The following is a 10,494-nucleotide window of genomic DNA, read 5'->3' on the forward strand; positions in this document are numbered from 1 at the left end:
GGGTGTCGCGGGTCGGGGTGTCGCGGGTCAGCACCAGCGGGGGGCCGGGCCGATGTTGTCGATGTAGCGGGCCGCGCCCCAGGCCCAGGTGCCGTCCGTGAGGAGGTACCAGAGGGGGTTGCCGCCCACGGTCTCGCCACCCGTCTTGCAGTAGATGGAGACGATCTCGCCCTTCGCGGCGACCCGGATGACCTGGCCGGCCCGGGTGGGTGCGCTGCGCAGCAGTAGTCCGCCGTTGGCCGTCACCACACCCTTGGCGAGCCGGGAGTTCTGCTCCTGGTGGTGCCCCCAGTCGCCCCGTCCGTCACCGCCTCGTCCGTCACCGCCTCGGCCGTCACCGCCCCACTCCTCGCCGGCCGCGGCGGGCGCGACGGCGAGGGCGGACGCGAGGGCGGCGCCTATGACGACACCGGACACCCGGGAGAGAGTGGAGCGCAGTGACATGACGTACCTCCGTGAAGGGGGTGAATCCGACTAAACGCCACGCTAGGAGCGCCGGACCCCGAGTGCCTTTTTAAGGGGGCCGAGCGGGGCGCCGGGCCCAGTGGGGGTTGGGGGTGCGGACGCGGGGCGGGGCGGGGGCGTCGGGCATGCGTGTCGGCTGTGGGTGCCGAGCCGGGGCGCCCGGCGTTGGTGGGGGTGGGGGTGGGGGTGCGGATGCGGGTGCCGGGGCCGGGCCGTGGGCGGTGGGCGGCTCCGCCGGGCGGGTGGGCTCAGTCCGCGTCGGCGGGCAGCCGCAGTACCGCGACCGCGCCGCCCTCCTCCGCGTTGGCGAACGACAGCCGCGCCCCCAGCACCTCCGCCTGCCCCACCGCGATGGTCAGCCCCAGCCCGTGTCCCTTGGACACTCCCTCCGTCCGGAACCGCTGTGGTCCGTGCGCCAGCAGGTACTCCGGATACCCGTCCCCGTGGTCCCGGACGGTCACGGTCGGCCCGTCCACCGTCACCACCACCGGGCCCCGCCCGTGACGATGCGCGTTGGACACCAGATTCCCCAGCACCCGCTCCAGCCGCCGCCGGTCGGTCTCCACCCGCGCGTTCCGGACGACCCGCACCTCGGTGTCGGTGCCGGAACCCCGCACCGCCCGCAGCGCCACCGCCCCCAGATCCTCCGCGTCCAGCTCCACCCGCTCGCGCCCGGTGTCCAGCCGGGAGATCTCCAGCAGGTCCTCGGTCAGTGTGCGCAGCGCCGCCACCCGGTCGCGCACCAGCTCCGTGGGCCGCCCCGGCGGCAGCAGCTCGGCCGCCGCGTGCAGCCCGGTCAGCGGGGTGCGCAGCTCGTGCGCCACGTCCGCCGTGAACCGCTGCTCGGCCAGCAGCTTGCCCTGCAGCGTGGCCGCCATCGTGTCCAGCGCGGCGGCGACCGCGGCCACCTCGTCCGGGGGACGGGTCGCATCCTTCGTCCGGGGGTCGTCGACCCGCGCGTCGAGGTCCCCGCCGCTGATCCGCCGCGCGACCCGCGCGGTGGTGTGCAGCCGCGCGGTCACCCGGGTGACCGCGAACGCGCCGACCAGCAGCGTCGCCCCGATCGCCAGCCCGGACGACCACAGGATGGCGCTGTCGAGCCCCTCGATGGTGCGGGCCTGCTGCCCGTAGTCGACGGCGACGGCGAGGGCGCGGTCACCGTCGGCGGGGCCGGCCGCCCACATCATGGGGCGGCCGCGGTGGTCGGCGACCATCGTGCCGCGCTCCCCGGCCACCGCGAGCGCGCGCAGCCGCGGCGGCAGGCCGGGCGGATCGACGCCGGCGCCGCGCATCAGGGTGTCGCCCGCCTCGTACGCCCGGGTGGCGTCGGCCAGGCGTGCCAGCGCCCGGTCGCGGGCCTGGCCGACGGTCTGGTTGGTCACCTGGACGTGCACCAGCACGCCGAGCAGCGCGGCGAGCGCGCAGCACATCACGGTGATGAACACGGCCGTCTTCACCGCGAGGGTGCCGGCCCACTGGGGCAGGGCGAGCCGTACGCGTCTCATCCGCGGCTCGCCGAGGGGGACGGGGCCGGGGCCGGGGTTGTTCCGGGGGAGGTGGTACCGGTGGCCGGGGCGGACGGGTGCGGGCGGCCGTGGAGGCGCAGCATCTCGTCGTGGGTGAGGAGCATCGCCTTCTCCTCCGGGTCCCAGGTCCACTGCAGGCGGTACTCGTAGTCAGCGAGGTCCGACGGCGAACGGATGATCACCGACCGGCCGGCCAGCTCGACCGCGCTGACCGCGTCCTCCCAGGCCATCACGCGCACCAGCCGGTGCCGCTCCACGGTGTACACGCGGACCGCCGTCAGGTCCGGCGCGTCGCCGGGCAGCAGCCGGAAGCCCAGGGTCAGGTCGGGGCGCCCGTCCCCGGTGAGGTCGCGGTAGTAGGGCCGCAGGACGGGACACCGGGCTCCCTCACCTCCCTCGCCGTCCGCGCTCGCGTCGCCCGCACCGTCGTCGGCGCACTCGTCCATCAGGCCGGCGGTGTCGCGGTAGGGCGCCTTGGCCCCGGAGTAGTCGTCGGGGTGCGCCGCGATCTCGGCGCGGACGATCGCCGCCGGATCGACCGCGCGGATGTCGTCGCCGGGCACGCCGACACCCTTGACGGTCTCCGTGTCGGCCTCGTCGATGCTCCAGGCGGGGCTGGACGCCGGGGTCAGCTCCGGCCACAGCCGGGCCGGGCTGGTCGCCGTGGGCGTCGCGCCCGCCCGGCGCAGTCCGCCGGTGTCGCCGCAGGCGGCGCTCGCCGCGGCCAGCAGGGCAACGACCACGGTGATCCTGGCGGGGCGGCTGAGGGACACGGGGCTCCTGTGATCCGAGACGACGACGGCCCCGTACACGATATTCGTACGGAAGTCCTTTTTGCGTACCGCCGGGTATGCCGGAGGGCGCGGCGCCCCGCCCGTGCGGCGCGCCACCCGTGCGGCGCCGCCGGTGGAGCGGGCCGGCGGTCGGCCGGGGTCGCCGGTGCTGCCGGTGCTGAAACGATTACTCGGCCAGCTCCTCCAGCAACCGCGCCGTCGGCAGTCCCGCCCTCAGGTACTCCACGAACAGCTCGTTGTGCAGCGCCCACGGCGAGCGCCGCGACCGTATCAGCCCGATCGCCTCGTCGGCCGTGTGCCCCCGGCGCACCAGGGTGTGGGCCACCACCAGCCCCGACCGGTTGTAGCCGTGGAAGCAGCGGACGAGCACGCGGCGCCCCTGGTCCAGGGCATCGCCGGCCGCCTGGGCCAGCCGTATCACGCCCGCCAGCTGGGTGCCGTCCAGCGGGCCGTCCGGGATGGGCCACACCTGGTGCCGGACCCCCGGCTCCGGCCCGTGCCCGGGCATCCGCAACAGCGTCTGCACGAGATCGAACTCGCGGCCCACCACCGCGAGCTCCACGTGCCCGGTACGCGCCCGGAACTCGTGCCCGCCCATCCACAGGCCGGGCACCACCTCGTTCCACGCACTCTCCGGGGCCGGTACGTCGGGTTGCTTCCCACGGGTCTGCAACGGCGCCTCCCCAACCGCGCTGGCCTGACGTTCTGACCTGCCCAACCCGCTGCCGGGGTAACCGCCTTCTTGCCCCCGGAGCACCCGCCTGTTCCCATGGTCATGGGGTGATGCGGATGAGCGGACTGCGCGTCGTACCGGCCCGGCGGCACGGCCGGGAGCGGCTCTACGTCTGCCTCCCGGACGGCCGGAACATCGCGTGGTACGACCGCGACGCCGCCCGGGTCAACCTGCTCGGCGAGGACCACCGGGATGCCGTCCTGGCCGCCCTCAGACCCTTCCTGACCGGCCCGGTCAGCGTCGGCCCGCCTCCGGTGCCGACCCCCGCCGAGCTGGCCCGGCTCACCCTCCCGCCCGACGACGACCTGGCCCCCAACCGGCCGGGCGAGGCCCTGCTGGTCGCCCTCGACCGCGACCCCGGCGCGCCCTACCGGCTGCGCGCCGACCCGCGCCGCCGGGCGCTCGCCGCCGAACAGGCCGTCGGCGACGCCCTGGACCTGCTCGACGGAGCCGGCTGGCACACCCTGCACTCCGTGCCCCTGCCCGGCGGTGACCGGATCCACCACCTGGTGATCGGACCGGGCGGCCTGCTCGCCGTCCACGCGCTGAACGCCCGCCGGCACCGGGTACTGGTCGCCGACCCCGAGGTGAGCGTCGGCCGACGCGCGCCGCAGCCCCTGCTGCGCCGGCTGCGCGCCACCGCCGACCGGGCCCGCCACGCCCTGACCGCCGAGGTCCGCCCGGTACTGGCCCTGGTCGGCCCGGCAGACGTCCGCGTCACCGTCCCGCCGCGCGAGGTCCGTGTCGTGCGCGACTCCGACCTGCCCGCGCTGGGCCGGCTGGGGCCGGTGCTCAAGCCGGCGGACGTGGAGGCCCTGCACGCGATGGCCAGGGACCGGAGGACCTGGGCCTCCTGCTGAGACGGGCCCCGGGCCCGGCGCCACACCTGTGCGGGCACGGTGCCGCGTCACGGCAGCGTCCCCGCGTGGTCCGCGTCGAACAGGGCGGCGAGCAGATCACCGTGGTCCTGTACCCGGGGCGGGATGTCGCCGGCCCGGAACGCCAGCGGCTCGGGTGACCGGCAGTCCTCGATCTCCGTCCAGGTGACCGGCGCCGAGACGAGGGGCTCGGGCCGGGCGCGCAGGGTGTACGGGGTGGCCGTGGTCTTGCGGGCCGCGTTCTGGCTCCAGTCGACGAACACCTTGCCCGGCCGCAGGCTGCGCGTCATCCGGTGCAGCACCAGCCGCGGCATCGCCCGCTCTGCCTCGACGGCCAGCCGCTTCGCGTAGTCGCTCACCTGCTCCGACGACGCCCCGCGCACTCCCGCCAGCAGGTGCAGCCCCTTCGCCCCGGAGGTCTTGGCGTACGCCTCGATGCCGTCCGCCGCCAGCCGGTCGCGCAGCCAGAGCGCGACCTCGCAGCAGTCGACGACGGTGGCGGGCGGTCCGGGGTCGAGATCGAGGACCAGCCGGTCGGCGGTGCCGGGGTCCCCGATCGTCCACTGGTGGGTGTGGAACTCGGTGACGAGGTTCGCCGCCCACATCAGGCTGGGCAGATCCTGCACCAGCACCATCCGCGACGGTCCCTCCGACCGGGGCACCTCGGCGGTGGTCACCCAGTCGGGGGTGCCCGGCGGCACGTTCTTGGTGAAGAACACCTGCCCGTCGGGGCCGTCCGGGTAGCGCAGGAAGGACACGGGCCGGTCGCGCAGATGGGGCAGCAGCACGTCCGCGACCGACGCGTAGTAGTGCAGCACCTCGCCCTTGGTGAAGCCGCTCGCCGGATACAGCACCTTCTCCAGATTGCTGAGGGCCAGCCGTCGCCCCGCCACCTCTGTGATCGGCGTCATACGATGAGAATCACACGAAACCGGCACATAACGCCCGTCTCTCACCTGGAAGGGGTGCTGCCCGTGCGATCCATATGGAACGGCGCCATCTCGTTCGGCCTCGTCAGCATCCCGATCAAACTCGTGAACGCCACGGAGAGCCACTCGATCTCCTTCCGGCAGATCCACTCCGAGGACGGCGGCCGCATCCGCTACCGCAAGGTCTGCGAGCTGGAGGACCGCGAGGTCACCCAGTCCGAGATCGGCAAGGGGTACGAGGACGCGGACGGCACGATCATCCCGATCACCGACGAGGACCTGTCCCACCTCCCGCTCCCGACCGCGAAGACGATCGAGATCGTGGCCTTCGTCCCGGCCGACCGGATCGATCCGCTCCAGATGGACCAGGCGTACTACCTCGCCGCCGGGGGCGCCCCGGCCGCCAAGCCGTACACCCTGCTGCGCGAGGCCCTCAAGCGCAGCAACAAGGTCGCGATCGCGAAGTACGCCCTGCGCGGCCGGGAACGGCTCGGCATGCTGCGCGTCGTCGGAGACGCCATCGCCATGCACGGGCTGCTCTGGCCCGACGAGGTCCGCGCACCCGAGGGCGTCGCACCCGAGACCGGCGTCACCGTCCGCGACAAGGAACTCGACCTCGCGGACGCGCTGATGGACACGCTGGGCGAGGTCGATCTCACGGAGCTGCACGACGAGTACCGCGAGGCCGTGGAGGAGGTCATCGCCGCCAAGGCATCCGGCGAGACCCCGCCCGAGGCCCCGGAGGCGCCGGCCGGCGGCAAGGTGCTCGACCTGATGGCGGCCCTGGAGAACAGCGTCCGCGCGGCACGTGAGTCACGCGGCGAGGAGCCGGGCGACGTCAGACACCTCCCGAGCCGCGCGGAACCGAAGGGCGCGGGCGGCAAGAAGAGCACCGCGACGACGGCGAGGAAGTCGGCACCGTCGGCCGCCGCGAAGAAGTCGACGTCCAGGTCCGCCCAGTCGGCGAAGAAGACCTCCGCGAAGACGACCTCCCAAAGCACCCGGAAGGCCGGCGCCAAGGCCTCCGAGAAGACGCCGGCCAAGAGCGCGGCGAAGTCCACGGCCAAGAAGGCATCGACCGGCACGACGAAGAAGACGGCGGCGAAGAAGACCACCTCCCGCAAGCGCACGGCGTGACTACGTCCCTACCACGCCCGGCCCGCCCGGCCGCCCAGGCCACCAAGCCGGACCGCATGACCGTCGAGCGTCAGGCCCGGACCCGCCGCGGGCACCGGAGATCTTACGAGACCCTGACAGGCCCGCCGTCCGGGCCCGCTGCCGGCCCGTCATGCGCCAGGCTGGTACCCACCGCCCCCCCCTCGCCGCCCCGCGCCGGGAGGGCATCACCGTGGTGTTAAGGAAAGCGGCCACCGCGGTGCGACGCCCCGGACCGGGCCCCTGACCCGGTCCGGGGCCTCACCCGTCACGTTGCCCCTCGTCGGCGCCCCGTTTCTCCGACCCCCGGCCGTTTTGCATAATGCAAGGCGAACGGGAAGCCCGCAGCGGACGGCAGGCCCTCAGGACGACACACGGGACGCCATACGGGGGTGACACGGGGGGTGAACGCGAGGACGCGCGGCCCGCGCCGCCGCACCCTGCCTCGGTCCGTGACCCTGTCCGCGCCCCCGCCCCCCGAACCCGGCCTGATGGCCCACCTGCGCTCCACCGTCTGGGGCCCCGCGGAGTTCGTCGGCCTGCCGCCGTGGTGGCTGGTCGGTGAGGGCCTCCTCGTCGGCACGCTCGCCGTGTCGGCGATCGTCGGTACGGCCGTCGCCGGCGCCTGGTACGGGCTGCCCGCGCTCGCGGGCGGTGAGGCCGGCCTGGTCTGTGCCGCCGCCCTCACCCTGTACCTGTGCCTGGTCCGGGCGGGCCGGGCGCTGATCGGCCTGGTCGCCGTCCTCGCCGTCTGCCTCGCGCTGCAGGCGCCGCAACTCGCCTCAGGGTTCGTCCTCGCGGCCCGCGGCCAGGTCGAGTCGGTGGTGGTGACCTCGGTCGACGGCGGCCCCGCGGCCGTCTCCAGCCACGGCCGCTACCTGTGCTCGGTGACCGACCACGAAGGCGTCCCGCTGAAGGTCCGCATCCGGCGCGGCTGCGGCCGCGCCACCCGCCCCGGCGACGAACTCGCCGTCGTCCACGACCGCGAGGGCCGGGTCCCACCCCGCGGACTGACGGCCGGCGGCCCGGTACGCGCCCCGCTGCGCGACGCGTCCGGCTGGGCCGCGGCACTGGTCGCCGGATGCCTGGTGACGGTCGTGCGCTCCTACCGCCTCACCCACCACGCCGCGGCGGCCGTCGGCTGACACCGGAGCGTACGTCGTAGAACGGCTGCCGCAGCGTACGCGCTGGGACGGCCACCGGAGCGTACGTCGCGCAACGGCCGCCGGAGGATACGCCCGAGAGTGCCCGCCGGAGCGCACGCGCTGGAACGGCGGTCAGAGCGCACGCAAGGGAACGACCGCCGGCTGGCTCAACCCACCGCCGGCGCGGGCGTCGTACCGGCCGTGTTCACATTCAGGTCGGGCCGCTGCTTGAGGACCACCATGCCCTCGCCGGGCTGCGGCGGGGGCGGCGTGAGGTCGGCCGTGGGGAGCTTCGGCGGGGTGGTCTGGTGGTACCGGACCTCACGGAAGTCGACGTCGCCCGTCTTCTCCAGCACGGTGATGTGGTCCAGCACCGTGTCGTTGGCGAGGTCGGCCAGCTGACGCACCAGCGTGTTCTGGGTGCTGGCCCGTATCTTCCCGATGGCCGGGAAGATCTGGCCGTGCGTCACCCGCATGATGTTCACGGCCGTGACGTCGAAGTCCTTGCCGGTCTTCGAGTTCACGACCGCGACGAACTCCTGCTGCTGCGGCGTGGCCTTGTTGGGCAGCGTGATGTTCAGCTCCGGCGCGATCTTCCGGCACAGCTCGTCGAGCCCGGCGTGCCCGACCACCAGGTGCGCCCCCGCCTCCTTCATCGCGGGCGTGGTGCCCCGCTGCATGGCCAGCTCACCGAGCGGATACTCCCAGAGCCCGGCCGACCGCACCTTCACCACGAAGTCCCGGTCCGCCTCCGTCAGCGGCCCGTACTTGGTGTTGGCGATGATCCGGGAGGTGTCCGACGTGTTCGTCTCCACCCCGATCATCTTCGGGTAGACCAGCGCGGCGGACGTCAGAACCAGGATTCCCCCTACCAAGACGGTTCCGGCGCTCCTGCGGGACACGGCCATGGTTCCTCCAGACCCGACCTCAACAAACCAGTGCACCAGGAGGTACGGACGGAACGCCCGGACCGATCACCGTTCCCGGAAAATATCCCGGGAAGGTCCGGAACCGACGCCTCCGGCCCCCGCCCGCCGACGATACGCGACCACCGGAACCCGGGACACCGGCCGGGGCACCGGGTCGATGCCGGGACTCCAGCGCCTTCAGCCGCCATCCCCGCCATGGTCCCCCCATCACCTGAACGGCCACGACGTCCGTCCCCACCACCGGACCGCCCCGGACCCCCGCTTCCCCGCCCGGCCCGCCCGGCCCGCCAGGTTGTCCGCGAACTCCCCCGGAATCGTCCGTGATCGGTAACGGACGGATCCGGCACCCGCCGTCCCTCGTCCTGCCAGGTGGTCGGAAGGCGACCGACGAGCGGTGATCAACTGCGGGGAGCGGGGGCGGACATGGCACGTCACGGTGGCGGAGGACGTTGGTACGGCAAGGTGATCGGGTCGGCGCTCGGGGTGACGCTCCTGGCGGCCGGCGCGGCGGTGTGGACCGCCCAGGCCGACACCGCGGACAGCCCGTCGCCCCGGTCGACCGCCTCCGCCGGCCCCGGAACCGACGCCAAGCCGGTCGCGGTCACCATCGTGCACGCCTCGGACCAGGGAACGAACGGCGTCAACATCACCATCGACGACGGCCCCGACCCGGTATGGACGCCCCGAGTGCTCGACGTGCTCGACGAGTACGGGGTGAAGGCGACCTTCTGCATGGTCGGCACCCAGGCCCGGGCCCACCCCGACCTGGTGAAGAAGGTGGTCGCCGCCGGACACCGGCTCTGTGACCACTCGGTGTCCCACGACACCACCATGGACCGGCAGTCCGAGACCTACCAGTCGCAGCAGATCCTCGACGCGGAACGCATGATCACCGAGGCGTCCGGCGGCGTACGCCCGATGTACTACCGGGCGCCGGGCGGCGCCTTCACCCCCTACAGCCGCAAGCTGGCCGCCTCCCGAGGCATGCGTCCGCTCGGCTGGAACGTGGACACCAAGGACTTCGAACGCCCCGGCACGGACGCCATCGTCGCCACCGTCCAGCGAGAACTCCCCAACGGCCCGACCCTCCTCTTCCACGACGCCGGCGGCGACCGCTCCCAGACCGTGGAGGCCCTGCGCCGCACCCTCCCCTGGCTCAAGGCCCAGGGCCGCACCTTCGGCTTCCCGGTGCGCTGAGCACACCACCCCGGCGACCGCCACCGCCGGACACGGCTCCCTCAGTTCACCGGATAACCGCTCTCCTCTATGTCGCGCGCGAGCTCGACCAGACGGATCTGCGGGTTCAACGCGGAGACCACCCCTTCGGTCAGAGGCCGAGACGCGAACACATGACGCACCGCCCCGAGGGCGACCGGGACCTCGTGGTAGTCCTCGGCCCACCGCTGGAACGCCTCCGGGGAGCGGTCGACCAGCAGACGGAACAGGTCGTCGGCGCCGTCCGGGTCTCCCGCCACCTCCGCCGGGAAGTCGATCGCCCCTGTCTTCCACCCGCCGTCCCCCGTCTGCCGCCACATGCAGGCGGTGACGAGAGACACCCCGACCTCGTCCGAGAACGCGGGCTCCGTGACGTACGGCCGGAAGACACCGGGCACCTCGTCGAGCACCCCCGGCCACGGCCCGTCCGCATCGCCGTAGGGACTCATGGGCGACTCGTGGGCGAACCCGCGGACGTAGGCACCCGCCTCGGCGAAGACGACCGAGTACTCGTCGCCCGACCCGTTCCGCATCGAGGCCAACGCCTCACCCGCGGACCAACGCCGGTCGAAGGAGTGACAGCGGTCCTCCCAGGCAGGGCTCAAAATTGCCTCCAGGACGGCCAGGGAACGGCAGTGCTCACGAAGGACACCTGTCTCAGGCAGCCGCCGCGCAACGTCTTCAACAGTCACACCCCCACCCAAGCGCACACCAGCCGTCCTCGA

11 protein-coding genes are annotated in these 10,494 nt (G+C 73.5%); 4 read left to right on the plus strand and 7 right to left on the minus strand.

Annotated features, from left to right (window positions below; genetic code table 11):
- Window positions 1-27: 27 nt before the first annotated feature.
- The 4 genes from ACSLTV_RS16620 to ACSLTV_RS16635 form a co-directional block, all read right to left on the minus strand.
- Window positions 28-444: an SH3 domain-containing protein gene (locus ACSLTV_RS16620; protein WP_435612397.1), complete on the minus strand. Its 417-nt coding sequence runs from the start codon at window positions 442-444 to the stop codon at window positions 28-30.
- A 269-nt stretch (window positions 445-713) separates the two neighbouring features.
- Window positions 714-1,970, minus strand: a complete 1,257-nt coding sequence (locus ACSLTV_RS16625; protein ID WP_432134090.1) for an ATP-binding protein — start codon at window positions 1,968-1,970, stop codon at window positions 714-716.
- Window positions 1,967-2,764, minus strand: coding sequence for a hypothetical protein (locus ACSLTV_RS16630; RefSeq protein ID WP_432134091.1), 798 nt, complete (start codon window positions 2,762-2,764; stop codon window positions 1,967-1,969). The genes ACSLTV_RS16625 and ACSLTV_RS16630 overlap by 4 nt, the downstream gene beginning before the upstream one ends.
- A 187-nt stretch (window positions 2,765-2,951) precedes the next feature.
- Window positions 2,952-3,458 carry a protein-tyrosine phosphatase family protein gene (locus ACSLTV_RS16635; RefSeq protein WP_432155861.1) on the minus strand — a complete coding sequence of 169 codons (507 nt, stop codon included), beginning with the start codon at window positions 3,456-3,458 and terminating at the stop codon, window positions 2,952-2,954.
- A gap of 116 nt (window positions 3,459-3,574) precedes the next feature.
- Between ACSLTV_RS16635 and ACSLTV_RS16640 the strand changes: the two genes are divergently transcribed.
- On the plus strand, window positions 3,575-4,378 hold the full coding sequence (locus ACSLTV_RS16640; RefSeq protein WP_435612398.1) for a nuclease-related domain-containing protein: 804 nt from the start codon (window positions 3,575-3,577) through the stop codon (window positions 4,376-4,378).
- 47 nt (window positions 4,379-4,425) lie between these two features.
- Here ACSLTV_RS16640 and ligD read toward each other — a convergent pair whose 3' ends face one another.
- Window positions 4,426-5,307 (minus strand): non-homologous end-joining DNA ligase, encoded by an 882-nt coding sequence (gene ligD / locus ACSLTV_RS16645; RefSeq protein WP_435612399.1) that lies wholly within the window; start codon window positions 5,305-5,307, stop codon window positions 4,426-4,428.
- 63 nt (window positions 5,308-5,370) lie between these two features.
- On the opposite strand from ligD, the gene ACSLTV_RS16650 reads away from it, so the two are divergent.
- Together ACSLTV_RS16650 and ACSLTV_RS16655 are read left to right on the plus strand one after the other, a co-directional pair.
- Entirely contained in the window at window positions 5,371-6,462 is a 1,092-nt protein-coding gene (locus ACSLTV_RS16650) for a Ku protein (RefSeq protein ID WP_435612400.1), read from the plus strand.
- 470 nt (window positions 6,463-6,932) lie between these two features.
- A complete protein-coding gene (locus ACSLTV_RS16655) occupies window positions 6,933-7,625 on the plus strand; it encodes a hypothetical protein (protein WP_435612401.1) in 693 nt (230 codons plus the stop codon).
- Window positions 7,626-7,792: 167 nt separating this feature from the next.
- On the opposite strand, the gene ACSLTV_RS16660 is transcribed toward ACSLTV_RS16655, so the two are convergent.
- Window positions 7,793-8,533 (minus strand): DUF4142 domain-containing protein, encoded by a 741-nt coding sequence (locus tag ACSLTV_RS16660; protein ID WP_435612402.1) that lies wholly within the window; start codon window positions 8,531-8,533, stop codon window positions 7,793-7,795.
- Between the two features lie 444 nt (window positions 8,534-8,977).
- On the opposite strand from ACSLTV_RS16660, the gene ACSLTV_RS16665 reads away from it, so the two are divergent.
- Window positions 8,978-9,751, plus strand: coding sequence for a polysaccharide deacetylase family protein (locus tag ACSLTV_RS16665; protein WP_435612403.1), 774 nt, complete (start codon window positions 8,978-8,980; stop codon window positions 9,749-9,751).
- 41 nt (window positions 9,752-9,792) lie between these two features.
- On the opposite strand, the gene ACSLTV_RS16670 is transcribed toward ACSLTV_RS16665, so the two are convergent.
- Window positions 9,793-10,461: a hypothetical protein gene (locus ACSLTV_RS16670; protein ID WP_435612407.1), complete on the minus strand. Its 669-nt coding sequence runs from the start codon at window positions 10,459-10,461 to the stop codon at window positions 9,793-9,795.
- Window positions 10,462-10,494: the final 33 nt, after the last annotated feature.

Source organism: Streptomyces sp. bgisy159 (assembly GCF_965341775.1).
Taxonomy (GTDB): Bacteria; Actinomycetota; Actinomycetes; order Streptomycetales; family Streptomycetaceae; genus Streptomyces.